Here is a 23,557-nt window from a genome sequence, read left to right on the forward strand (position 1 = left end):
CTGCTTCAAACTTTCAATAAAAGGAAAATAGCGAAAGTATCAGTGACGCGCGGATTTTGAAGTAAACAATGTTAAAAAACAGATCATAAAAAAACACCCCGGCAGGCCGGGGTGTTTGCAGTCTTTAATCAGCTCAGGGGCTCAATTATCTCGATATTTGAGCGTACCGTTGGCCTTGATTTCGTCATACCAGACATTGTGATGCTGCATCGCCCAGTTCTCATCACAGTAACCGGACTTCATACACTCCATACCGCCCTCGGACAGTACGGTTGCCATCCAGATATGCACTATGGTGAAGGCGATAATGAGCGTGGCACTGACACCATGCACCAACAACGCCGCCATTGAGGCTTCACGGGGCAAATCCAGGTTGGGCAACACCATCATGATGCCGGAAATGCTGATAAACAGACCGAAAATGGCCAGGGTCCAGAACCACATCTTCTCACCGGCGTTGGCAAACCCCGAATCCGGGTGCTTACCCTTGAAGGGGCCGAAGTTGATGTAGCCACCCACCAGCATGAACCACTTGAGGTCATAGCTCTTGAACAGCTGATCCGGCATCCATTTCACCACCAGTACCGCCCAGGAGGCGATGAACAGTGGCCCGACCCAATCGTGGATCGTCTTGGAGCCATAGATCAGTGCCGCCCAAATATCGCCACTGACATAGGGTTGCAGCACATGCTTGCCCAACATGATGTTGAGCCCGGTGAAGATCAGGATAAGACAACTGATTGCCACTACCCAGTGGATGATCAGGTCCGCCTTACTCCAACGGAACACCAACTTGCCGGAAAAACCGTGGTGCAGCTTGGATGGTCCATTCACCAGGTAAAAGAGCACGAACGCCCCAAACACGCCGACTACGGCAATCGCCATAATGGGTGTCAGGTACTGATTGCGCAGCTCCTTGCCCTGATTACCGGCCACGTTGATCAGCACGCCGGTTTCAACCCCCTTGGCCGTGGTATAGCCGGATTCACCGGATTTTACCGCGCGCCAAAGATCGGCCTCACTGGTTTGCGCCTGCGCCTGTTGCTGGCTCGACTGTTCATCGGCGGCCATGGCTGTGGAAGCAAACCCCAGCCCGGCAACCAATACCAGCAGAGCGAACAGACTGCGCAGTGATTTGATTAACATAGTCACTCCTCGTCAGGGTGGGCCTTAGCCCACCCCCGCTCTGTCTCAGTTGATCTCACCGGTCTTGGGATTGTAGCCCCAAATCACATTGGGGTTACCCCGGGCGGCCATCCGCTCACGATAGATGTTGGATACCACTTCCGCGTCACCGGCCAGCAGTGCCTTGGTGGAGCAAAGCTCGGCACACATAGGCAACTTACCTTCGGCGATACGGTTGGCACCGTACTTCTTACGCTCGGCTTCAGAGAAGTTTTCCTCTGGACCACCGGCACAGAAAGTACACTTATCCATCTTGCCGCGACTGCCGAAGGCGGTCTTTTTCGGGAACTGAGGCGCCCCGAAAGGACAGGCATAGAAGCAGTAGCCACAACCGATACAGGTATCTTTGTTGTGCAGCACTATGCCATCGTCAGTGCGGTAGAAACAGTCTGCAGGACAAACGGCCATACAAGGCGCGTCGGTACAGTGCATACAGGCAACTGAAATGGACGCTTCACCGGGCTGACCATCATTGATGGTCACCACGCGGCGACGCTGGATACCCCACTCGAGCGCGGAGTCGTTTTCGTTTTTACAGGCTGTGACGCAACCGTTACACTCGATGCAGCGCTTGGTGTCACATAAGAATTTCATGACTGCCATAATGGCTTATCTCCTCATCAAGTACGGTTAGGCTTTGGTGATCTGGCACAGGCTGGATTTGGTTTCCTGCATCTGTGTCACCACATCATAGCCGTAAGTCAGAACCGTGTTGGCCGATTCACCCTGAACGTAAGGTACAGTACCTTCCGGATAGTTCTTCACCAGGCTCTCGCCTTCGAAGATACCGGCGAAGTGGTACGGCATGAAACATTCACCGTTGATCACCCTTGGCGTTACCATGGCCTTGACCTTGATCTTGGCGCCTTCTGGGCTGTGTACCCAAACATCGTCGCCATCGCGTAGACCGCGGTCGGCTGCATCGCCTGGGCTGATCTCAATAAACATCTCCTGCTGCAACTCGGCCAGCCAGGGGTTGGAACGGGTTTCTTCACCGCCGCCTTCATATTCCACCAGACGACCAGAGGTCAGTGCCAGCGGGAAGTCTTTGGCGAAGTCTTTGTCCTGAATTGACTTGTACAGGGTCGGCAGACGCGCCACCATACGGTCTTCGTAGGTGGGGTACTTGGCGACCAGGTCACGACGAGGCGTGTACAGAGGTTCACGGTGCAACGGAATGTCGTCCGGGAAGTTCCATACGATACAACGGGCCTTGGCGTTACCATAAGGGATACAGCCGTGAGCTATGGCCACACGCTGAATACCACCGGAAATATCGGTTTTCCAGTTTTTGCCTTCGGCGTGTTTCTTCTCTTCTTCGGTCAGGTCATCCCACCAACCCAGCTGCTTGAGCATCTTGTCGGTAAACTCAGGGTAACCATCCTGAATCTCACTGCCTTTGGAGAAGGAACCTTCGGCAAGTATGTTGTTGCCATTGTGCTCAACACCGTAACGGGCACGGAAGTTACCACCGCCGTAGCGGACTTCACGGTCGGTACGATAGAGGATTTGGGTACCTGGATGTTTCATCTCAGGCGTGCCCCAACATGGCCATGGCAGACCATAAGTTTCACCCTTGGCTGGGCCGCCGGGTGCTTCGAGGGTATCAAAGTCGAAGGTACCCCAGTTTTCCTGGTGCATCTTCAGACGCTCAGGGCTCTGACCTGTGTAACCTATGGTCCACATACCGCGGTTGAACTCGCGGGTGACATCTTCAACCAGCGGCTCTTCACCGTTGACCTTGATGTGCTTACAGAACTCTTTCTCAACGCCCCATTTCTTGGCCAGCTTGTACATGATCACATGGTCAGGCAGCGATTCGAACAGCGGGTCGATGACCTGAGAACGCCACTGCAGTGAACGGTTGGAAGCTGACACAGAACCATAGGTTTCGAACTGAGTCGCTGCCGGCAGCAGGTAAACGCCATCTTTACGCTGGTGCATAACACCGGCCATGGTTGGGAATGGGTCAACGACGACCACAGTGTCCATCTTGTTCAGTGCTTCACGCACCTCACGGCCACGGGTTTCGGTGTTGACAGACTGACCCCAGAAGAAGGCCAGACGGATATTGTCTTTCTGGGCAATCTTGTTCTTGTCTTCCAGCACACCGTCGTGCCAGCGGGAACAAGGGATACCGGCTGAAGTCTGTGGCTTCTGGCCCAGATACTCGCCTTGGTCGAAACGGCTGCTGACCCAGGCAGGATCCAGATCCCACACATTGCTCCAGTGCGCCCAGGCGCCGGAAGTCAGACCATAGTAACCAGGCAGGTTATCGAACAGCAGACCAAAGTCAGTGGCGCCCTGTACGTTGTCGTGACCACGGAAGATGTTGGTACCACCACCGGAAACACCCATGTTACCCAGGGCCAACTGCAGGATACAGTAAGCACGGGTATTGGCGTTACCTACGTGGTGCTGAGTACCACCCATACACCAAACGATAGTGCCGGGCTTGTGCTCGGCCATCATCTTGGCGACGCGACGCATTTGAGCCTCACCGACACCGGCAACATGCTCAACCTCGGCAGGATTGTACTTCTTCACCTCTTCGCGGATACGTTCCATGCCGTACACACGCTGATCGATAAAGCTCTGATCTTCCCAGCCATTTTCGAAGATATGCCACAGCAGACCGTAGATGAAAGGAATGTCGGTACCGGGACGGATATGCACGTACTCGTCAGACTTGGCTGCAGTACGGGTGAAACGTGGATCAACCACTATGACTTTGGCACCGCGCTCTTTACCTACCAGAATGTGTTGCATCGCCACAGGGTGAGCTTCACTGGGGTTGGAGCCGATAAACAGCATGCACTTGGCATTGTGCATATCGTTGAAGGAGTTGGTTTGCGCACCATAGCCCCAGGTGTTGGCCACACCGGCTACAGTGGTAGAGTGACAAATACGCGCCGAGTGGTCGACGTTGTTGGTGCCCCACATGGCTGCGAGTTTGCGGTACAGGTAAGACTGCTCGTTGGAGAACTTGGCACTACCCATGAAGTACACAGAGTCAGGGCCAGATTCTTCGCGGATCTTCAGCATCTTGTCGCCGACTTCATTGATAGCCTGCTCCCAGCTGAGACGCTTCCACTTACCGCCTTCGAGTTTCATTGGATACTTGAGACGTTTCTCACCATGGCCGTGCTCACGCAGTGACGCGCCCTTGGCACAGTGACCACCGCGGTTGAATGGATGGTCCACGGCAGGCTCCTGCCCGGTCCAAACACCGTTTTGCACTTCGGCGTAGATACCACAACCTACTGAGCAGTGAGAGCAGATAGTACGCTTCACTTCAGTGGGTGCATCGTGAGGAACATCTTTGGCTTCGGCTTTACGCATCATTCCTGCGCCCAGCATAGATGCTGCGGCAATCCCACCGGTAGCCAAACCGGCAGACTTAAGGAACTGACGACGATTCAGACCCAGAGCGGGCTTTTCAGCCACTGCGACCTGGTCTGTTTTGCGGGTTAATCGCATCACACACTCTCCTTATCGTTATTTGTTACGCAGTGAGGCGTAATAATTGCGCACATGGTCAGTCTCACGGTAGCCCTCACCCTTTGGCACTTCTGGTGCTTCAGGCTTGGCCGCCAAGGCTTGACCACTGACAGTCGCAACCGCGCCTGCCGCACTGCCGATCGCCAATGCCTTGAGCAGTTGACGACGACCCATGTCGGAAGCTTGCTTCTTCATAGTGTCTCCTCGTGTTGAAGGTAGACGGGGGAAACTCCCCCGCATGCTTTAGCCCGTGTTGCCACGGGCAAATTCTCAGGCCAACTCGCTGGCCTTGGGCTGGATCTGTACCGCCGGGGTTTCCACCACGGGCGTGCTCAGCACCAGCTGTTCAAACTCATTGATTTCGGTTTCAAAGAAGGCCCGGCCGAGTTGTGCCACCACGGCGTAAAACGCGGCGGAGGGACAACGGGACAAGGTATCGAAGAAACGTATGATCCAGCTGCCGATATGGCGACGGTAGAAGGCCAGTTGCTGATGGGCCGGAGCCTCCAGCAGCAATACGCTCATCACCTCGCACAGGGCGGCAACATGATCTTCCGGCTCCTTGACGTTTTCTTCGCGCTCGAAGCCCAGCTGCATCAGGTCCTGACGCAGCAAAGCCAAGGGCTTGTCCATCAGCGAACCTGTCATAAACCAGCTGCCATAGGGCAGGATTTCCCCCGAGCCCACGCCGAGGAAGATGTTGAAATACTCATCTTCCAGCTGGTTACTGTCGAACTGGACGGCCGCCAACTTGAGCGCCAACCAGGCCTTGGTCATATCACTGTCGTCATTGGCGTCGACTTCGAGGTCGCCAAGAAAACTCAGCAATTCCGGGCTGGGGTGGCGCCTCAGCAGCGCCGCCAGCAGCTGATAGATATCTGCTCTAAGCTGATCGTTTTCTGATACTTCTCTTACTGTTTCGGTCATAGCGGATCTCTTATCTCAGTTGCTTTTCCGGATCCTGGAGTATGTCTTCAAACATATCCTTAACCCGGCAATCACCACACATCTTCAAACGCTCAATGTTGGCGCTGAAGGCGCTGTGGCTTCCGACCATATCCAGCATCCGGTGCACCATAGACTGGGTCGCGAACGGCGCTCCACAACGAATACATTCGAACGGAGCTTCTTCTTTCAGGATCCGGCGCTGCTGCCGTGCAGCCTTATCCAGATTGACCTGAGGAGTCAGGCTGATCACCTTCTCCGGACAGGCGGCCTCACACAGACCACACTGCACACAATCCTGCTCGACAAAATACAGTGCCGGAGTGTCGCCACCGTCGGTCAGCGCCTGGGTAGGACAGGTCGCGACACAAGACATACACAAGGTGCACTTGTCGGCATTGATATTAACCAGGCCATAAGGAACATTGCCCATGGTCAGTTGGGTATCAACATTGGCTGCCTGCTCATTGAGGTGATCGATAGCAGCATACAGCTGGGTGCGCTTGTTACCCTCAGTGAGCGCCGCAGGCACTATCACAGGCCAGTCCAGACTTACATCCAGTATAGGCCAGAGATTGGCAAGCTCGGCTTCGTCGATAACCCGAATCCTTTGTGGCTGCCCCATCTCATCCAAAATGGCATTGGCCAATCCCAGTTCACCCTTGAGCATCTGAGTCAGAGTCGGTGCTGTGGCACTGGTGTTGAGGATCAACACCTGGCGCGCACCCCAGGCCAAAGAAGCCATCCAATGATCCATGCTGGCCACTGTGACTTCTTCAAGTGCTACCGGCAGAACCTCGCCCGGCAACTCGTCGTTGATCAGGGCGCCGCCCTGTCCCATGTCATGGAACAGCACCACAGGCGCGGTTTGGGCCTGCTCGCGGAAGCGGGAAATCAACTTGTTCAGGTATGAATGCAGCGCCTGAGGGGTTGGCTGGTCATAGGCAATGGCCCCGGTTGGACAGGCATTGGTACAGCTGCCGGCGCCGTGGCACAGATAGGGGTCTATCTCAATCTGCTTGGCCACGCTCTTGATAGCATCGGCCGGACAGAAGTTGAGGCAGCGGTTACAACCATTATTGCCGTTGCGATTATGGGCACAGAGATCGGCGTTGACCTTGACATAGCGAGGCTTGTCAAACTGGCCGATCATCTGGGGCAACTCTTGCAAGGCTTCGGCCAGTTTCTCCGGGTCCTGACCCACATAGAAATAGCCGGGTGGCAGCATTTCCAGCTGAATTTGCGGCTCGCGGCTCAGGTCGAGGATCAGGTCAAAATGCGGCTTGCGCAGTGCAACCACACTGAGCTCGGCGGCGCCATTGTCATGTTCGACACTCACCTGGAATTGACCGAGGAAGCCTTTGATACCAATCAGCTTGTTGTAGTAGCTCTCGACATCTTCGGCGGCAGCCATTACGGCTTCGAGATGGGCCTCTTCCTGGCTGGTGATAGGCTCGTTGGCCAAGATCACTCTACCGGCCATGGCAGACAGTTTGTCTGCCGCCAGCCGAGCCAGATCCTCGGGGCCTATTACCAGGACATTCCCCTCTGTGGTGTAACTTACGGTCGGCGGGATCAGGTTTTGCAGAATCTGAGTCTGCTGGCTGACCTCACGACGCACCTGCCGCAGCGCTTGCTGGGCGGGATTATTGCTCACACTATTGTTCACTTTGCGTTCCTGAACAGTTTATGGCGGTGGCCGTATTCTTTATCTTGCTGCTTTTATTATTGATTTACAGCTTGCTATAGCCTGAACACAGCAATTCACATACCAAAATTATGGGCATTAAAGGCTGTTAAACTGACGTCAAACAACCGGCTTATGAGTTTCGGCCACTGCATCTGTGGCATTTTGGGCCTCTGCAGTCACATCCCCGTCCAAATTGTCCGTTGGCGACTGTGGCGCAGATTGCTCGGCTAACTGTGGCGCATCGGCCTCGGCATCCCCTAGGGAAGCGTCGATTTCGGCCAGTGCTTCCTCAGTCTCTTCCGGCTCCTCTTTTTCCAGTACGTGACGGAAAACTTTCTTGGCCAATTCCGCTGAAGCTTCAGCGGTTAGCTTGGGTTGGTTGCTGTAATCGAGTGCGTACTCGAGTAAGCCGTCGATTTCATTGAAGTGAGGTTGTTTCCACAGGGTACGCAGGGCAGCGGTCTTGACTGCCGGGTCGACATTCTTGGCCATAAAGCTGGCGAAACTGCCGCCAACCTCGATACCGCTGGGGTCGGGCAAGTCTTCGGCAGTCAGCAGTTTTTCTTCCTGCGACTCAGTCTCTGGCAGAGTTTCGAGCGCGGCCTGAGTTTCCGGCTCTGCCTCTGCAACAACTTCCGCTTGGGGAGGAACGTCTTGCAGCGGTTCATCGATAGGGGTTTCACCGTCCTGTACTTGCTGCTTACGCAGTGCCCAGCGGCTGAGGAATCCACTCTTTTCGGCCATCAGTGCCTCCGAATGTTGTCTTCGGCCAATTCCTTGCGGCGGTTAACATGTTTACGTCTGTGGGCGGTGATTTCCACTTCACCGTGGCGGGTAATGAAGGCTTCAATCCAGCAGGCAATCGCCTCCGGCATCGGCATGTTCAGTACTGGGGTATCCCCTTCGAGACAACCGGCTGCGACATTTTGGTCGGCGGAGATGGCGGCTGGGATCCAGTTGCCCTCGACATCTTCGTCGCAAACTATGTAAAGCATGGGATTGTCCATATCCAGATTAAGGCGGTAACTGGCACGCTCATCACGAAACAACTCCAACAGGACCAGCTTGGCTCCCGGAGGCGCCTCATGGGTGGCGGGCACGATTTGGTCCAGCTCCCAGCTGATGGATGTCCAACGACCGACCTGTTTCTCCACTTTTTTCAGTGAAACGTACATGGGCCATACGCTTTCGGAATGTTGCATACTGACTCTCCCTCCCGATGGGATTATTTTCGGGCATAAGTAAGATCCCCAAGACTTTGCAATTTTAGTGCCAGTTGCCATTTGAGAAATAAGTTTGAACTTGATCATCTATTTAAGGCTAAAAATAGGACATTTTGTCCAATATGCAATCTGGTTTGGGACATTCATGACCTGAGTGCCGCCGGCACTTGCTGCGGATCACGCATTTTGCAGCCTGAATCCTGTGACGGTATAAATATTGCTATGCTGTGGCCCATGCTCTCTGTGAAGGTTCGATAATGACCAGTGCCAAACCCCAATTGATCAAGACCAATACCCAGGTGCCTTTGACCATTGCCGTGACTGCGGTCGATGAAAATGGCCAACTGCAGGAGAAGTATGTCGCCTGTGAAAGACCGCTGACTGTCTACCTCAACTGGCGACCGATAGTCACCCTGATGACCTTGGGTGCAAGAGCCGAGGCCCTGGCACTGGGTTACCTGAAGAATCAAGGCTTTATCAATGATGTATCGCAACTGGAATCTGTGATTGTCGACTGGGACGTGGCTTCCGCTGCCGTGATCACCCGTGAGCAGACTGAGGATCTGGACGCTAAGCTGGCCGACAAGACAGTCACCACAGGCTGTGGCCAGGGCACTGTCTTCGGCGGCTTTATGGAAGGATTGGACGACATAGTCCTGCCGCAACCGAAATTGAAGCAGAGCATGCTCTACTCCCTGTTGAAAAACATCAGTGAATACAACCAAACCTACAAGAATGCCGGCGCAGTTCACGGCTGTGGTCTGTGTGAAGCGGATAAGATAAAGTCCTTTGTCGAAGATGTTGGCCGCCACAATGCGGTGGATACCCTGGCTGGTGAGATGTGGCTGGAGCAGGACAGAGGCGACAACAAGATTTTCTACACCACGGGGCGGCTCACTTCCGAGATGGTTATCAAGGTTGCCAAGATGGGGATCCCTGTGCTCTTGTCCCGCAGCGGTGTCACCCAAATGGGCCTGGAACTGGCACAAAAGCTGGGGATCACCATGGTCGCCCGCGCTAAAGGGCGCCATTTCCTGGTGTACAATGGTGCCGACAATATCGAGTTTGATGCCAGCAATCCACGCTGATACCCAAGATACCAAGGAGATGTGATGACGGAGCCCAGCGAACTTGTCTATATGAGCGCCAAGCAGGTGGCCGAGTATCTGGACCTCAACGAAAAGAAGGTCTATGCCATGGCCAACGAGCGTATGCTGCCGGCGACCAAAATCACAGGTAAATGGCTGTTTCCAAAAATATTAATCGACCGTTGGATCATGGACTCCTGCCACAGTGGCATGTTAACCGACCGACTGTTGATCACCGGCAGTGATGACCCCTTGCTGTCGATGCAGGTGGCCAGGTTGATGGCCCAGGTAGGCAGTCGAGAACTGATCAGCTACAGCGCCACAGGTTCCCGCCTGGGGCTGGAGCTCTTGTCCAAGGGCTACGCCGATGTCTGTACCTTGCATTGGGGCAGTTTGGAAGAGCGCAATATCCGCCATACGGCGTTGCTGAAGGGGTATCCCAACCACCAGCAATGGATCATGGTTCACGGCTATAACCGCCAGCAGGGGCTAATTGTGCGGCCGGATATGCACCACAGGTGTCAGGAAGAAAGCAAGGTACTGCAACTCTCCTGGCGTTGGGTTACCCGCCAAGGCGGCGCCGGTAGCCAGCAACATCTGGAACATTGGCTGTTGAAACAGGGCGCCAAGCTTGAGCAGCTCAACTCAGTACTCACCGCCTTCAGTGAGCGGGAACTGGCGGGTTATATTGCCCGAGGCGATGCCGATATAGGTTTCGGCTGTCAGGCTGTCGCCATGGAAAGCGGCCTGAGCTTTGTGCCCTTGGTGACTGAGTCTTTCGACTTCGTCATGCCACAGGGGATCTACTTCCGCCGCCAGTTGCAGCAACTGTTCAAGATGCTCGGCGGCAGCCACACCCGGCAGATGGCCGCCCTGCTTGGCGGCTATGACCTCACCGACTGTGGTCAGCTGCTTTGGAGTCCGGAGTAACTCGGATTTTCAATCCACTTTGAGGTCTGCCAGCGGTGGGCCTCAAGCCTTGAACTTCCACCATTGGCGTCTGGCGGCGGCATCAAAGAAACTCCAGGCCAATACCCGGGTCTGCTTATTGCCCTGCTGCATCTCCAGTATCTTGACCTCTTTGGTGCCAAGTTGCTTTAACGCCTGCTGACAAGGTTTGAGGTTGTCACCCTTGGACACCAGCGAAGAAAACCACAGCACTTGTCCGCCATAGTCGCGGCTTTCGTGAATCATCCGCAGCAGGAACCCCAGCTCACCGCCATCGCACCAAAGCTCGGCCTGACAACCGCCGAAGTTCAGCTTGTGCTCCTGATGCTGATGTTGCTCACCGCGACTTGCCGCCAAATTGCGCTGTTTGCGTTCACTGCCGCTAAGGGCATCGGCGGCCGAGGCATGAAACGGCGGGTTACAGAGGCTGAAATCAAAACACTCTCCCGTCTGCAAAAGACCATGAAATATCTGATCCGGTTCGGGCTGTAGCCGCAGTTCAATGGCGCTGACCAACTTGGGGTTGTGCTGTAAAACGCCGGCGACATTATCCAGCGCCACAGGGTTGATATCGGCCCCGACAAACTGCCAGCCATAGACACTTGAGCCAAGCAAGGGGTAGACGCCGTTGGCTCCCGTGCCTATATCCAGGCCGCGAATACGCCGGCCTTGGGGAATTTTACCGCCTTCGGCCAGCAGGTCGGCGATATGATGCAGATAGTCCACCCGCCCCGGGATGGGCGGGCACAGATAGCCCTCGGGCAACTGCCAATCCTGGATATGATAATGGTGCTGCAACAAGGCGGCATTGAGGGCCAAGACAGCTTGCGGCTCGGCAAAGGGAATCGAAACCTGGCCATAGTCTGTGGTGATAAGGTGAGGCGCAAGCGTAGGATAACTGGCGGCCAGGGCGGTAAAATCATAGCCTTGGCGGTGCAGGTTGCGCGGATGGAGGCCCTTGTCCTTGGCTTTTCCGCCCGTTTTAACCGAGGTTTTGCCGACCGTCGTCTCTTGGGTCTTTTTCTTTACTCTTGTCCTAACCTTTATCTCGGCCCTGGCCTTGCCTTTCGAGGCGTTGAGCCGATGCTTTTTTACCTCAGTCATACAGGTATTTGGTAAACAGCAGATTCACCACCAGCGCCCGACCGGTTTCCTGCTCCAGCAAACGATTGACTGTGTCGTAACATTCACGGCGGATCTCTTCTCTACCGGTAAGCGACTTGACCCTGTCCTCGGGTTGGTTACCGAGAATCTCCACTATCGCGGCCCGCAGCAGGGGATCATGGTGTTGCAAGGCCACCAGGTCCTGGGGGTCTTTCACCATAAGCTCAACACTGATGCGCACAAACCCCAACTTCTTCCGGTTGGAGATATAGTTGGTCACTATTTCAGGCTCGAAGCCATAGTAAGCATAAGTATCTTCGGCGGGCTTTTCATCGGCCGCCATCACAGGCTGCAACATGCCTGCCAGCATAAAAAACAACAGTGTCAAAACGCGTTTCATATTGAGTATCAAGCTCCCGTGACTTGTGCCGACGCCCCTTGCGATCTATCTGCCTGTGGGCAAGCGTGATAGACTCCCGGGTTGTAATATTGTACCGGGTATCCGATGAGTGTGACCAGTTTAAGCTTTCCTTATGGTGAATCAATTCAGTGGTTTTCGCCAGAGCAATCACAGCGACTTCCCGCAGCGCCATTGCACGATTGGCTGCTGGCGACCGGCAGTCTCACCAAGAGACTCAAGAGTTGCTGCAACCACTTTGAGGTCAAACTGCTCGGCGAAGCCATGCTGCCCTCATCCACTCGGGAGTGGCAGGGTAAGGAACATAAAGCCATCTGGATCAGGGAAGTATTGCTCTGCCTGGACGGTACTCCCTGGGTCTTTGGCCGCACCCTGATCCCGGCAAAGCTGCTGGAGCAACAGCAGAGACTGGGCAAGTTGGGCACCCGCCCCCTGGGAGAGTTGTTGTTCGGCGATATCGGCTTTGAACCCGGCGCCATAGAAGTCGCCAGTTTCGACAGCCAATCCAGGATCGCCTCCCTCGCCGACTCACTGTCACAACCCACCACTGAGGCAATATGGGGCAGAAGACGTTATTTTCACTTCCATGAGCAACAGCTGATTGTCGGTGAAGTTTTCCTGCCGGCGGCGGTTGCCGCCATTAACCAAGGCCCACTAGCCCCCTAATCAAACAAAGCCTTTGCTGAACTCCCCAAAACATAAGGGACGCCAAGGCGTCCCTTATTCTGTCAACGCCTGCGCCGCCAGGCGATCAGTGCCAGCCCCAATAGGCTCAGGCCACCGAGACTGCCACCACTACCGCCGGAACTGCTTTGTGTAGTATTGGGCACAACCGGGTTGGAGACCACCAAGGTGCGACTATTACTGCTCTGATTATTCTGTGAGTCAGTCACAACCAAGCGCACACTGTAACTGCCCGCCGCACTGTAGGTATGCGAGGGAGAAGCAACTGTGCTGCTCTGGCCATCACCAAAGTCCCATTGATAACTGAGTTCTCCGCTGCCACCGCGGCTGAGGTTATTGAACTGCACGGTTAAACCTGTACCACTGATATCGAACAGCGCCGACAGAGGAATGCCGACAGTCAGTTGCAAGCTGGTCACGGTCTGCCGGTTATTGGCGTCTGTCACCGTCAGTGTGACTGTGTAGATGCCGGACTCACTGTAGCTGTATTGAGGCGTCGCTTGGGTACTGCCAACGCCGCCGACACCAAAGTCCCACTGATAAGTGTAAGGTGCAGTACCGCCACTGAGATTGGCGCTGAAACTGACATCGCCACCTTCCTGCTGGGCCGAAATGCTGGCGCTGAGTTCTGTGCCGTTGCTGTCGCCGCGTTTACTCACCAACACCTGCGCCTGGCTGCTGTCTTGCTCCTGGGTCAGCAGCTGCACCATAAGACCCAGCTTGGGCAGCACCAGGCCAGCCTGTGGCTTGAGTGGTGCACTATAGTCATCGCTGTCATCAAACAGACTATTGTTACCAAGATGGGTATCACCGAAGAAAGCCGACTGTGGATAGAGACTGAAACTGGCATCACGGACCTGCACCTCAGAGTCCCGGTTACCTATCAGGTTTTGATCCGCATCTACCACCCCAATGAGGCCGTATCCAGGATGCTCGGCCACCTTGTTATCGCTGTAGGCCAAGTTTTCATACCAAACCAAGAGCCCCGGCTCATAGCTATCCTGCTGCAGTCCGGCATCAACGCCCTGATAGTTGCGCAGTTGCAGCAGATAACGCCGCGGCGCGCCTGGGCGAGTATCGTCGGTGCGAACAAAACCGGAAAGCACCACAGTCTCCAGAGCCGTCTCGGCATCATCGCTGTAGACCAGACTGCCGTCACTCTCGAGACGTATATCGTCGACAGCAAAGCCATAGCCACCGACCGCCTCATCGGTACGATACACCAGGCTTATCTGCTTGCTCATACCGGCATAGGCGCTGAGATCAAAGCTTATCTCCTGCCAGCCCTGTTCCCCCTCACCACCGGACAAGGCCGCCGAGTCACCACTGATAATATTGGCGGCATTGTTGATGCTGTTGCTGCTCTTGGTATGGCTTCCCGCCAATGGCACCCCATCCACCAGCAGCTGCACATAGTCGTAGTCCTGCTCTATCTGCCAATGGGCCTTCATCTTCAGCGTCAAACTGGTACTCATGGGTAGTTGCAACTCGAACGACAATGCATTGTTGAGCTGATCGCCCTGATTCGAATAGTACTGGTATTGCCCCTGATAGGCAGGGGTGAAGGCGATGGAATCAGACGGCAGCTTGATGGCCAACTGGTTTACGCCACTGCTATTGGCATGCTCCAGCGTCGCTTGAGTACCGTTGCTATCCAGCGCCTGATAATCCAGGGATTGTTCGTTGACCCAGCGGCCCTTGTATCTGTCCTGCAGGAATGAACGGGCATAGGGGCTGAAACCACTTGGCTGCGAACCTCTCGGAGAACCTGCCCAGCTGCCGCCGGACATCAGAGACCAGAGGCCCACAGGCGAGCCATCGCTGGCTTCGGTACTGGTGTCATACTCATCCGGTAAACCGAGGTCGTGACCAAACTCATGGGTACAGACGCCGGTTCCGGCATCCAGCGGCTGAATGGTGTAACCGAACAGACGCATATTGCTGCCCGGGATAGCCTGGCCATATTGACCTGGCGCCGAGGGAACAAAGAATCTGTGTGACCAGATGGCATCATCACCGAGCACGCCGCCACCGGCCTCTTCACCTATGCTGGAATGGAAGATCATCACATGATCCAAAATCCCATCGGGTTCATCCAGGTTGCCGTCGCCGTCGATATCATAAGGATCTTCAATATCATACTGCGCCAGCTCAGCGGCGCTCATGGTAGCAACTGCAGCCGCGACCGCCTCTTCCACCAATTCGGTGGCAGCCTTGTCGTCATTGTTGTTATTCGGGTCGTTGGCACCATAGTAGGCGGCATTCTGGCTGGCTCTGAACCAACCTTTCACATCACCGTTGAAGAAAAAGCTCTGGCCGGAAACCGCTTGATAGTACTGATAGGCTGAGGGCAGTGTTTGCCCCTGGGGCCCAGGGAAACCTGCATCGGAAAACAACAGACCACGGTAATGGGCTACCGAGTAGTTGGCGTAATACATCTCGGTATCGCCTGGACTCAGGCGATTGTTGTTATAGGGCAAGTCGGGAAAATCCACCAGCACGGCCAACACCTTGACCCGCTTGGTTACATCGGTATCGGCCACCCGCGACTGTGCCCGCATTAACTTGCTTTGACGCAGGCTATTACTTCGTGCCTGTTGCAGCAGTTGCTGTTCTCTGGCCTTGAGCACTTGTGCGGCCTTGCTGCCTGCACCGGTAGATTTGGCCGTATAAGCCGCCAGCGCCTGCTGCCGTTCCTCTTCAGAGGCCTCGGCATCGAGTTCACCGCGTTTCACCAGCCAATAGAGGATCTGCTCTTTATTAATCACTCCAGGATCCGCCGGAGCCGTAGCGGCTAAAACATTCGTTGCCCCAAATAGGCAAGATGCCCCCAAGGCCAGGGCCAGTAACGACTTCAAACTCATGACTTGGGCTCCTTAATACACTTTTCAAACTTCTGATTGCGCTGCTGGATATACTCAGAGACCTTGGCTTCGGCCTCTTGCTCACTCATTTGCGGAGTGATGATGTTGCGCTCTATCAGACTGGCTTTAATTTTAGCCCGATTTACTACAGGTGCCCCACTGCCACAGGGCAACAAAGGTTTAACCTCTCGGTTTCCTTCCTGAACGACGTCGGTTCCCGTGCCGTCCCCGGCCTGACAGGCACCCAGAAACAAACAGATAGCAAGAGTTGATGGCAGTCGCACCGGTCGCACCTTATCGTTAACAGAGATAGTACAGAAGATTAACAGCAGCACATGAGATTGCACAGCAGAAAGTCGCGACCAATTCGCCTCATTCAGGGATTATTCAGCCTCAGACAACAAACCTTCACTATAAAGCAACAACAAGACCGAAGCTGACCAGCTGAAGTTGGTGCAATGCAGTCCTTCTCCACTGAGCGGATGGTAATTTTCCCGTATCGGCAGATCCCGGCTATCGGCGGCAGTGGCCGCCAGCAAACGCCGCGACATTGCACTTGCCTGTTGCCGGTAACCGTAATGCTGCAACCCCTTGATGGCAAAGAAGGCCTGATCCAGCCATACCGGCCCGCGCCAGTATCTGTCGGGGGCAAACTCTGGGCTGTCGCGGCTCACGGTCGGAAACGGCACCTGGGTGCCGAAGCTTTCTGGCCTAAGTTGCCGCTTTACCAGCGCTTCGGCCTGCTCAGGCGAAGCGACACTGGCCCACAGCGGGATCCAACCTTCAGTGCCCTTATTGTCGCTGAGCAATCGCCGCTTGCCCTCGGCATCGAAGCGTACATCGTAGAAGAAACCGCTGGCAGGGTCGTAAAACGTCTGCCGAATCGCTTGTCCCAGTCGCTGGGCCTGTTGCCGCAGTTGCATTGCTTCGGCTTCCCGCCCCAGCAGACTGGCCATTTGCGCCAGATACTGCTTATCGGCATAGAGAAATGCATTGAGATCGACACTCTCCTGATTGAGTGAGTAGCCGAGCAAACGCCCCTTGGCGTCGCGGTTTTCCAGTACCTGCAGGCTGTTATCGGCATCGAATCTAGGCGCATTGTCCATCCCGGACTCCCAGGCTGCCGCCTGAATGATGGCATCACGATTAAGCGCCCCGGGCTCACCGTGCAACGGATGCAGATTGGCACCATATTCCGCCAGGCCATTGCCGTCATGATCCCGGTTGCGATACCACCAGGCATGCAGGGCCATCAGTCTTGGGTAAAGCTCGGCGACAAATGCCTTGTCACCGTCCTGAAGGTAAATCTCCCATACGGCCCAGGCCGCCAGCGGCGGTTTGCCATTCCGCTCATTCCAGTTGCCGCCGTCACCGCCGCGGGCCGCATCTTGGTTGTAAAACACCGCATCCGGCATGCTGCCGGCATCCTGGGGCCTGACGGGATCCTGCTCATCAAATTGATAGTCAAACATCGCCCGCACATTGGATTTGGCAAGCCAGGGCTCGACTCGCGCCAAGGCCACCGCCTGTTTCCAGCTATCCCAGGCCCAGAGACCATTGAACCATTGATAGGTGACCGAAGGCGTTACCCCGTGGTGACGCAGGGCCCCGGCCGGGCTGCGCCAGTTATGTGCCAGGGTGCTGATGGCCCTGGCCGCCATGCGCTTTTGTCCCAAGTCGCCATCGGCTAACTTGGCCAGACGCCAACCCCAGCGACTATGGTTGCGCTCGGCGCTCTGCAACAACTTAGGCCACTGCAGCGGCTTTGCCTCAGCTGCGGTGTGAAAATATTGCTGGGCACTGAGAAAACTGCGTCGCTCAGAGGGTGCCAGGTTCAGCACTTCAGAACTGGCTCGGTACCCCCGAGCCCCCCGCTCTTCCAGGAAGGTGGGTTCTCGGAAGCTTATGCGGAATTTGGCATCATCGAGCAGCAGCGACCAGGTTTTTCTCAGTGGCCGAAACTGCCACTCCAGTTGATTGGTCGCAAATTGTCTGCCGGCAATCCAGGGCTTGCCTACCGCCTTGTCGAAGGGCTCTCCCTGCCACTGCAATTGCCACTGACCGGCTTGGGAGCCAGTATTTTCCAGCACAGTCTCAATCAGTGAGCTGCGCTCATCGGCAAAATAGAGCCTGGTGCTGAGGCTGAGATCTTTCCAGCGATATTCCTGATACAGGCCATCCGGGCGACTGAACAGGCGTCTCTCCGCTTCGGCAAAACTCTTAGCCTGCCCTGTGCTCAACTCCAATACACTGAGGTGCTGCAAGCTGGGCGCCAGATGCAGGCTGTATTCCTGAGCGATGATCAAGGGGCCGGTGAAGCTGCCATAAAATGCAGGATCATCCGGCAGGTGATACCCATGCCAGGCGCCCATATCCATGTAGACAGCGGGGATCTTCAGATTCCCGGCGACATCCCGCTCCTGTGCTTGTTGCGGCGTGCCTTGATAGGGCAAGAGATTGTCATAATCTCCGGCGGCCAGACTCAAAGCACAGATCAGGGCACAACTAAGCACTTCTACCTCGACTCAACAAAACGGTTAACAACTCAGGGATTCAAATATCGGGAGACGCCATCGAGGAACATCTGCACCGAAATCATCACCAGCACCATGCCCATCAAGCGCTCGACCGCCGTGAGCCCCTTGTCACCCAACACCCGGGTAAATAGCTTATAGAACATCAGGATAACCACACTGGCGCCCCAAGCCGCTACCAAGGCTATGGTCCAGTCCGTCATACGGCTGCTATCCGTATGGGCCAGCAGTATCAGCGCCGCCAGAATCGAAGGGCCCGCCATCAAGGGAATCGCCATAGGCACAATGAAAGGCTCTTCACCGGCGGCCAGGCCCACCACCCCACCTGGTTGAGGGAAGATCATCCTGATGGCTATCAGGAACAGGATAATGCCACCGGCAATACTGACCGATTCTGACTTGAGATTGAGGAAACTCAGGATGGCTTCACCGGCGTAAAGAAACAACAGCATGATCAACAAGGCAAAAATCAGCTCTCTGATCAGCACTCGGCGGCGTTTCTTGGGCTCTATATGACGCAATATAGAGGCAAAGATAGGCAAGTTGCCCAAGGGATCCATAATGAGAAACAGCATTACGGCAGCCGACAGAGTATCCATAAATATCCATTCACCAACAAAACAACATAGAGTCGACTATTGTATAACTTTTTGGTCACCGGCAGTGGACTTTTATCCTTGGTCTCGGGTGGAAAATCCTTCAAGGTAAATTCCAGGTAACGGCACTGCTCATTTGCGCAGCTGCTGGTATACTATGGCGTTCTCTAAACTTCAGCCGTGAAATTCATGCTCTATCTCGTCGCCAGTTGTATCGCCCTGCTCCTGGGTCCACTGTTTTATCGCTACTTCTCTTCAGGAAGCGGTTTGCAGAAGGGTCTGGACGGCTTTATTTTTGTTTCCCTCGGCGGCCTGGTACTGATCCATATCCTGCCGGAACTGCTGGAACACGGCGGCATACTGGCGATCATCTTCGTAATCCTTGGCCTTTGGGGCCCGAGTGCCAGCGAGAAGTTGTTTCATCGCTATTCAGAGATCACCCATAACCTGACCCTCACGCTGGGGATCGGCGGCTTGTTGCTGCACACCATCACAGATGGTGGCGCCATGGTGCTGGCACAACAGGAAGGCAACTCCAGCCTGTTGGCACTTGGGGTAATCATGCACAGGCTGCCTGTGGGCCTGGCGATTTGGTGGTTACTCAAACCCCAGGTCGGCACTCGTTGGGCCAGCCTGGTTTTGTTGGCCATGATGGCGCTGACTTCTGTGGGCTACTTCGCCGGTGAGCAGCTGCTCAGCCATCTCAGCCTGGATAATACCGTTTACCTGCAAGCCTTTGTCACAGGTTCTATTTTGCATGTGGTGTTGCATCAGCCCCATGGCCATGGGCAGCAGACCCCAAGCAGCAAATATGAATACCATGCCGGCATAGGCAGCCTGCTGGGGATAGGCCTGCTGGCATTGCTGCTGATGATGGATTCCGGCGGCCACCAACACGCTCATCATGACCACAGCACAGATCAACTGCTGCACTGGCTGTTGTTACTGGCCCCGGTATTACTGGCGGCCTACGCCCTGGCCAGCATACGTTTTGCCGCGGGGCTGTCACCTACTCAAGCCTCGCTACCGGGGCGCTGGCTGCAGCGTCTCGCCGGCCCCGAAGCCTTGTTGCTGACCTTGGTACTGCTGGGCTGGCAGTTTGCCCTGCTGCAAGCACTCGCTCTTGTCGCGTTGGGACTGTTTTTGAGCCGTGCCCACGTCGAATTGACCGATCCCCACGCCAAGGTGCCGCAGTCGGCCTGGCATTTCGGTTTCACCCATCTGGTGGATAGAAGCGCGCCCTGGATCTTGCTCAGTCTGATCCTCGCCAATCTGATAGGCCATCCGTCAGTGCCGCTGTCGCATCCGGTGGCGCAAGTGCTGGTGCTGGCCTTGCTGTTTCTGCCGCTGCGTTTTTGTAATCTGGGCGCCGCCGTGTTGGCGATGTCGCTGGCCTACAGCGGCTGGAGCCCCTTGGCGGTAGCATTGACCCTGATAGCCGCACCTGTGCTTAACCTGTCACAACTCAAGTTGATGAGCTGGAGCCAACGGCTCGGTATGTTGTTGCTGTTACTCATTTTGCTTAGCGGCATTGCCTGGTGGCAACCACAGTGGCGTGAGCTGGGCGATCTGCCGAAAGAGATAAGCTACCCGGCGCTGACGCTGCTGTGTCTGCTCTACTCCAGCAGCTTGCTGCGTCAGGGGCCACGCAAGTTTTTACGGGGGATGTGGCTGGCCAAAGGCCACAGCCATGATCATGGCTCGGGACAACACAATGACTCAGGCCACAACCATGGTTCACATAGTCATGGTTCACATAGCCACGGTTCGAGCAGCCATGACTCACACAGCCATGCTCACCAGAATGGCCATGAGCATCAAGACAAAGGCTCTCACTGATTTAACCCTGTCAATTGGCGCCTTTGTTGGCTAACTTGTGGGATAAGCCCGCATTTAGACCAGGCATAAGGACAGCCCATGTGCATTCTGTTTCTGGCGTTGGATCAGCACCCGGATTATCCGCTGATCCTCTGCGCCAATCGCGATGAGTTTCATCACAGGCCCACGGCCCCGGCACACTTTTGGCCACCACAGCAGCAACTGCTGGCGGGTAAGGATCTGCAGGCCGGGGGTACCTGGCTTGGCTGTAATCGCCTGGGAACGGTGGCCGGCCTCACCAATATCCGTCAGCCGATCACTCAGCCGGATGGTATGCGCAGCCGCGGGGAGTTGGTACTCAAGGCGCTCGATAGCCAAACGCCAATAGAGCCGCAATGGCTCAGCGAGCACAGCGACAACTATAATCCTTTCAATCTGGTTTTCGGCCAGGGCAAGCACTTTTGGTGTTATCACAGCCCGGATAAGTCATTGCGCCGCTTGAACAGGGGCTTTCACGCCATCAGCAATGGTGCCTTGGATGATATCTGGCCCAAGATGGCCCGCGGCGAGCAGGCGTTGGAGCGATTGATAAGCCAATCGGCCAAGCCGGATATAGATAAGCTGCTGGCAATAATGCGTGATGAGACCCCGGCGCCGGACACCAGCCTGCCAACCACAGGTGTCAGCCTGGAATGGGAGCGGCGTCTGTCGTCCATCTATATTCGCCACCCGGAATACGGCACCCGGGCCACCAGCCTGATATTCCTCTCCCGCGAGGGTCAGCTGAACTTTTACGAAGCCAGGTATGATGGCAAGGGGCGGCAATTGGGGTTGGAGCAGTTCAGTTTTGCGCTGACAAACGCGGAGCCACTATGCTGATAGCGCCGCGGATCTGCCCCGGCTGATAACCTCTGGCGCTGTCATTCGGGTAGTGCTCATCCAATGCAGTTTTGACCTCGGGCGCCAATTGGCTGCCATGACAGGTGAGGCAAAGCGGTGCTACGCCCTGGGCCTTCATAAAACGCAGCTGTGACTCTGTCTGGGCAACCTGGCTCAGAGTCTGCGGGTCTTCACCGGCTGCGGCCCGCGTATCAAATGACAGCAAAACCTGTCGCTGCCAAGCCTCCGGCTCGGCCGCCGGATTACGGGGTTTCAGACTGACACGTTTCACCTGCCAACCACTCTCGGCCGAGAGCTGGCGGGCAATTTCCGGCGCCTTATGGGAACAAACCTCGATGGCTGCCACCGGGCCACCTTCGGCCAGAGCTTGCTGCAGTTGCGGCTTGAGTGTTTGGGCAAAGCGCTTGGCCAGCGAGGCTGCCTCGGTTTTAAATTCTGCCGTTGCCGGCTCGGCGATGGCTTGATTCACCACGGCGAAAGCCAGCAAGGCGATAAGTGTAGGTTTCAACATAGGGCACTCCATTAGATTTTTTTAATGGATAGATATTAGATAAATCTAATTCCCTATGCAAGTCATGATGAGTGATCGTGAGTGATTACCCAGTGGTCGTCTTTCTTCTCCAGCAACAGGGTAAAGACCCCGGATGGGCTGTCCTTTTGCCTTAGCAGTACCCAACGACCGGCCACCAAGGCGGAATAGTTACTCAACATCTGCACATCCTTGAGCTCCAGCTTGAGCTGGCCCATAGTCGCGCGATCCGGATAGCTGCGCTGATAGGCGGCCAGCATCTTGTCCCAGCCATATCTGAACTCGCCTTTGGAGACAAATCTCAGCTTGGGATCGTGCCAGTAGCCCAACATATAGGCATTGATGTCGCCTTGATTCCAGGCTTGTTGCTGACGATTAAGCAACTCGGTAATTTCATCTGTCGGTACCGCTTTGGCCGGGGCGATCGCAAGCAGCAGTACAGACAGGAGCCCAAAGATTAATTTTTTCATACTCCCTCCTTTGCACCTCCCTGAACAAGACCCGGAAACTGTGTCGCCACAATCACTGGGCTTCTATGTATGATACTAACCTATCTGTTTGGGAAGTGCTTCTTGCAAAGGACCAGGGCCATTTGCTACGAACCATGCCTTGCATCCAGTCCTGTAAGCCGACGCAGAGCACATATGAGATTCGTTCGCATCTTACCTTGTACGATAGGGACAGATCTGGGTAAATCATTGTCTTGGTATGATGTGGACGGCCAGGCTGTGTTCAGGAAGAAGAACCCAGGCTTGCACAAACGGGATAATGCTGAAATCATGTTTTCCCTCGGCCACTGCTTAAGTGAAGGTTTATGTTAAGTCAATGAAAGTCTTCGCCAAGCACAGGACTGACGTCTCCCTGACCACTTTTGGACTATACCTTTAATCAACCCAAGGTTTGGCATCTCTCTATGTTTAAAAAAATCTGCCAATGGCTGCTTTCTCTGTTCGGCTGGCAAATTCGCGGACAACTGCCCGACTCCCCGCAATATCTGGTGATAGTGGCCCCTCACACCAGTAACTGGGATTTTATTCTCGGTGTGCTCGCCCGTGGGGCTCTGGCGGCCAAGATCCACTTTCTCGGCAAGCATCAACTCTTCATTCCTCCCTGGGGCTGGTTTTTCAGAGCCATAGGCGGCAGCCCGGTAGACAGACGCAAAAACAACAATCTGGTCGATGCGGTCAGCGAGTTGTATCGTCAGGATCCCAACTTCAAGCTGGCGCTGGCCCCGGAAGGCACCCGCAGCCCGGTGAAACGTTGGAAGACAGGCTTCTACCATATCGCCTCCAAGGCAGGGGTACCGATTGTGGCCGTGGGGTTGGACTTCAGCCAGAAGGCGGTAGTGATAAATCAGCCTTTGATACCGAGTGCGGACATGCAGCAAGACATGGATCAGCTTATCGCCTTCTACCGCGGTATTCGCGGCCGCTTCCCCAAAACAATTCCGGACTATTCAGCGGACAAGTGAGTCTTGTCCGGCAGGCGTCACCGGACTATAGTGACGCTTACCCGGAAACTTTGTATACA

22 protein-coding genes are annotated in these 23,557 nt (G+C 55.2%); 6 read left to right on the plus strand and 16 right to left on the minus strand.

Features of this window, described 5'->3' with window-relative positions; translation table 11 throughout:
• Window positions 1–141 precede the first annotated feature (141 nt).
• The 8 genes from ACMHXI_RS12275 to ACMHXI_RS12310 all read right to left on the minus strand — a co-directional run bounded on the left by ACMHXI_RS12275 (window position 142) and on the right by ACMHXI_RS12310 (window position 8,523).
• Entirely contained in the window at window positions 142–1,146 is a 1,005-nt protein-coding gene (locus ACMHXI_RS12275; RefSeq protein ID WP_044733398.1) for a formate dehydrogenase subunit gamma, read from the minus strand.
• 45 nt (window positions 1,147–1,191) lie between these two features.
• Window positions 1,192–1,788 carry a formate dehydrogenase FDH3 subunit beta gene (gene fdh3B, locus ACMHXI_RS12280; RefSeq protein ID WP_025010613.1) on the minus strand — a complete coding sequence of 199 codons (597 nt, stop codon included), beginning with the start codon at window positions 1,786–1,788 and terminating at the stop codon, window positions 1,192–1,194.
• 27 nt (window positions 1,789–1,815) lie between these two features.
• Window positions 1,816–4,665 (minus strand): molybdopterin-dependent oxidoreductase, encoded by a 2,850-nt coding sequence (locus ACMHXI_RS12285; RefSeq protein WP_044733399.1) that lies wholly within the window; start codon window positions 4,663–4,665, stop codon window positions 1,816–1,818.
• An 18-nt stretch (window positions 4,666–4,683) separates the two neighbouring features.
• On the minus strand, window positions 4,684–4,881 hold the full coding sequence (locus ACMHXI_RS12290; protein WP_025010612.1) for a twin-arginine translocation signal domain-containing protein: 198 nt from the start codon (window positions 4,879–4,881) through the stop codon (window positions 4,684–4,686).
• 75 nt (window positions 4,882–4,956) lie between these two features.
• A complete protein-coding gene (locus ACMHXI_RS12295) occupies window positions 4,957–5,613 on the minus strand; it encodes a molecular chaperone (protein WP_025889566.1) in 657 nt (218 codons plus the stop codon).
• Window positions 5,614–5,623: 10 nt separating this feature from the next.
• Window positions 5,624–7,288, minus strand: a complete 1,665-nt coding sequence (locus ACMHXI_RS12300) for a 4Fe-4S binding protein (protein WP_107006038.1) — start codon at window positions 7,286–7,288, stop codon at window positions 5,624–5,626.
• A gap of 150 nt (window positions 7,289–7,438) precedes the next feature.
• Complete coding sequence (locus ACMHXI_RS12305) at window positions 7,439–8,065, minus strand: DUF3306 domain-containing protein (protein WP_096142436.1); 627 nt, start codon at window positions 8,063–8,065, stop codon at window positions 7,439–7,441.
• Complete coding sequence (locus ACMHXI_RS12310) at window positions 8,065–8,523, minus strand: DUF3305 domain-containing protein (RefSeq protein ID WP_025010609.1); 459 nt, start codon at window positions 8,521–8,523, stop codon at window positions 8,065–8,067. Before ACMHXI_RS12310 ends, ACMHXI_RS12305 begins: the two co-directional genes overlap by 1 nt.
• Before the next feature lie 278 nt (window positions 8,524–8,801).
• Here ACMHXI_RS12310 and ACMHXI_RS12315 point away from each other — a divergent pair, with 278 nt between their 5' ends.
• Window positions 8,802–9,632: a formate dehydrogenase accessory sulfurtransferase FdhD gene (locus ACMHXI_RS12315; protein ID WP_037474977.1), complete on the plus strand. Its 831-nt coding sequence runs from the start codon at window positions 8,802–8,804 to the stop codon at window positions 9,630–9,632.
• Window positions 9,633–9,656: 24 nt separating this feature from the next.
• Window positions 9,657–10,562 (plus strand): helix-turn-helix transcriptional regulator, encoded by a 906-nt coding sequence (locus ACMHXI_RS12320; RefSeq protein ID WP_025010607.1) that lies wholly within the window; start codon window positions 9,657–9,659, stop codon window positions 10,560–10,562.
• Between the two features lie 42 nt (window positions 10,563–10,604).
• Here the strand turns inward: ACMHXI_RS12320 and rlmF are convergent, their stop codons facing one another.
• Window positions 10,605–11,684: a 23S rRNA (adenine(1618)-N(6))-methyltransferase RlmF gene (rlmF, locus tag ACMHXI_RS12325; RefSeq protein WP_101060190.1), complete on the minus strand. Its 1,080-nt coding sequence runs from the start codon at window positions 11,682–11,684 to the stop codon at window positions 10,605–10,607.
• Window positions 11,677–12,084 (minus strand): flagellar basal body-associated protein FliL, encoded by a 408-nt coding sequence (locus tag ACMHXI_RS12330; protein WP_025010605.1) that lies wholly within the window; start codon window positions 12,082–12,084, stop codon window positions 11,677–11,679. The genes rlmF and ACMHXI_RS12330 overlap by 8 nt, the downstream gene beginning before the upstream one ends.
• 105 nt (window positions 12,085–12,189) lie before the next feature.
• On the opposite strand from ACMHXI_RS12330, the gene ACMHXI_RS12335 reads away from it, so the two are divergent.
• Complete coding sequence (locus tag ACMHXI_RS12335) at window positions 12,190–12,768, plus strand: chorismate--pyruvate lyase family protein (RefSeq protein ID WP_107353018.1); 579 nt, start codon at window positions 12,190–12,192, stop codon at window positions 12,766–12,768.
• 62 nt (window positions 12,769–12,830) lie between these two features.
• Here the strand turns inward: ACMHXI_RS12335 and ACMHXI_RS12340 are convergent, their stop codons facing one another.
• From ACMHXI_RS12340 to ACMHXI_RS12355, 4 genes are all read right to left on the minus strand, one after another.
• Window positions 12,831–15,650, minus strand: a complete 2,820-nt coding sequence (locus tag ACMHXI_RS12340) for an immune inhibitor A domain-containing protein (protein WP_413735062.1) — start codon at window positions 15,648–15,650, stop codon at window positions 12,831–12,833.
• Window positions 15,647–15,934 carry a hypothetical protein gene (locus ACMHXI_RS12345; RefSeq protein ID WP_096142432.1) on the minus strand — a complete coding sequence of 96 codons (288 nt, stop codon included), beginning with the start codon at window positions 15,932–15,934 and terminating at the stop codon, window positions 15,647–15,649. Before ACMHXI_RS12345 ends, ACMHXI_RS12340 begins: the two co-directional genes overlap by 4 nt.
• A 99-nt stretch (window positions 15,935–16,033) precedes the next feature.
• The gene (locus ACMHXI_RS12350; RefSeq protein WP_413735064.1) at window positions 16,034–18,163 is read right to left on the minus strand and encodes an MGH1-like glycoside hydrolase domain-containing protein; all 2,130 of its coding nucleotides are present in this window, start codon (window positions 18,161–18,163) and stop codon (window positions 16,034–16,036) included.
• A gap of 32 nt (window positions 18,164–18,195) precedes the next feature.
• The gene (locus ACMHXI_RS12355) at window positions 18,196–18,783 is read right to left on the minus strand and encodes a YhgN family NAAT transporter (protein WP_028780556.1); all 588 of its coding nucleotides are present in this window, start codon (window positions 18,781–18,783) and stop codon (window positions 18,196–18,198) included.
• A gap of 186 nt (window positions 18,784–18,969) precedes the next feature.
• On the opposite strand from ACMHXI_RS12355, the gene ACMHXI_RS12360 reads away from it, so the two are divergent.
• Together ACMHXI_RS12360 and ACMHXI_RS12365 are read left to right on the plus strand one after the other, a co-directional pair.
• Window positions 18,970–20,619 (plus strand): metal transporter, encoded by a 1,650-nt coding sequence (locus tag ACMHXI_RS12360; RefSeq protein ID WP_144165295.1) that lies wholly within the window; start codon window positions 18,970–18,972, stop codon window positions 20,617–20,619.
• Between the two features lie 78 nt (window positions 20,620–20,697).
• Window positions 20,698–21,477, plus strand: coding sequence for an NRDE family protein (locus ACMHXI_RS12365; RefSeq protein WP_107353014.1), 780 nt, complete (start codon window positions 20,698–20,700; stop codon window positions 21,475–21,477).
• On the opposite strand, the gene ACMHXI_RS12370 is transcribed toward ACMHXI_RS12365, so the two are convergent.
• Both ACMHXI_RS12370 and ACMHXI_RS12375 read right to left on the minus strand, forming a co-directional pair.
• Window positions 21,440–22,009, minus strand: a complete 570-nt coding sequence (locus ACMHXI_RS12370; RefSeq protein ID WP_208135207.1) for a DUF3365 domain-containing protein — start codon at window positions 22,007–22,009, stop codon at window positions 21,440–21,442. The genes ACMHXI_RS12365 and ACMHXI_RS12370 overlap by 38 nt on opposite strands.
• 62 nt (window positions 22,010–22,071) lie before the next feature.
• Window positions 22,072–22,497 carry a YybH family protein gene (locus ACMHXI_RS12375; protein ID WP_109248577.1) on the minus strand — a complete coding sequence of 142 codons (426 nt, stop codon included), beginning with the start codon at window positions 22,495–22,497 and terminating at the stop codon, window positions 22,072–22,074.
• 443 nt (window positions 22,498–22,940) lie between these two features.
• Here ACMHXI_RS12375 and ACMHXI_RS12380 point away from each other — a divergent pair, with 443 nt between their 5' ends.
• Entirely contained in the window at window positions 22,941–23,498 is a 558-nt protein-coding gene (locus ACMHXI_RS12380; protein ID WP_025889547.1) for a lysophospholipid acyltransferase family protein, read from the plus strand.
• The last annotated feature ends 59 nt before the right edge of the window (window positions 23,499–23,557 follow it).

This window comes from Shewanella sp. BJSY2023SW005, assembly GCF_047314585.1.
In the GTDB taxonomy this organism is placed as follows: Bacteria; Pseudomonadota; Gammaproteobacteria; order Enterobacterales; family Shewanellaceae; genus Shewanella; species Shewanella algae.

Coding starts and splice junctions, on each gene's coding strand:
- ACMHXI_RS12275 (WP_044733398.1), bottom strand. CDS start 1,146: ATGTTAATCAAATCACTGCGCAGTCTGTTCGCTCTGCTGGTATTGGTT.
- fdh3B (WP_025010613.1), bottom strand. CDS start 1,788: ATGGCAGTCATGAAATTCTTATGTGACACCAAGCGCTGCATCGAGTGT.
- ACMHXI_RS12285 (WP_044733399.1), bottom strand. CDS start 4,665: ATGCGATTAACCCGCAAAACAGACCAGGTCGCAGTGGCTGAAAAGCCC.
- ACMHXI_RS12290 (WP_025010612.1), bottom strand. CDS start 4,881: ATGAAGAAGCAAGCTTCCGACATGGGTCGTCGTCAACTGCTCAAGGCA.
- ACMHXI_RS12295 (WP_025889566.1), bottom strand. CDS start 5,613: ATGACCGAAACAGTAAGAGAAGTATCAGAAAACGATCAGCTTAGAGCA.
- ACMHXI_RS12305 (WP_096142436.1), bottom strand. CDS start 8,065: ATGGCCGAAAAGAGTGGATTCCTCAGCCGCTGGGCACTGCGTAAGCAG.
- ACMHXI_RS12310 (WP_025010609.1), bottom strand. CDS start 8,523: ATGCAACATTCCGAAAGCGTATGGCCCATGTACGTTTCACTGAAAAAA.
- ACMHXI_RS12315 (WP_037474977.1), top strand. CDS start 8,802: ATGACCAGTGCCAAACCCCAATTGATCAAGACCAATACCCAGGTGCCT.
- ACMHXI_RS12320 (WP_025010607.1), top strand. CDS start 9,657: ATGACGGAGCCCAGCGAACTTGTCTATATGAGCGCCAAGCAGGTGGCC.
- rlmF (WP_101060190.1), bottom strand. CDS start 11,684: ATGACTGAGGTAAAAAAGCATCGGCTCAACGCCTCGAAAGGCAAGGCC.
- ACMHXI_RS12330 (WP_025010605.1), bottom strand. CDS start 12,084: ATGAAACGCGTTTTGACACTGTTGTTTTTTATGCTGGCAGGCATGTTG.
- ACMHXI_RS12335 (WP_107353018.1), top strand. CDS start 12,190: ATGAGTGTGACCAGTTTAAGCTTTCCTTATGGTGAATCAATTCAGTGG.
- ACMHXI_RS12340 (WP_413735062.1), bottom strand. CDS start 15,650: ATGAGTTTGAAGTCGTTACTGGCCCTGGCCTTGGGGGCATCTTGCCTA.
- ACMHXI_RS12355 (WP_028780556.1), bottom strand. CDS start 18,783: ATGGATACTCTGTCGGCTGCCGTAATGCTGTTTCTCATTATGGATCCC.
- ACMHXI_RS12360 (WP_144165295.1), top strand. CDS start 18,970: ATGCTCTATCTCGTCGCCAGTTGTATCGCCCTGCTCCTGGGTCCACTG.
- ACMHXI_RS12365 (WP_107353014.1), top strand. CDS start 20,698: ATGTGCATTCTGTTTCTGGCGTTGGATCAGCACCCGGATTATCCGCTG.
- ACMHXI_RS12370 (WP_208135207.1), bottom strand. CDS start 22,009: ATGTTGAAACCTACACTTATCGCCTTGCTGGCTTTCGCCGTGGTGAAT.
- ACMHXI_RS12375 (WP_109248577.1), bottom strand. CDS start 22,497: ATGAAAAAATTAATCTTTGGGCTCCTGTCTGTACTGCTGCTTGCGATC.
- ACMHXI_RS12380 (WP_025889547.1), top strand. CDS start 22,941: ATGTTTAAAAAAATCTGCCAATGGCTGCTTTCTCTGTTCGGCTGGCAA.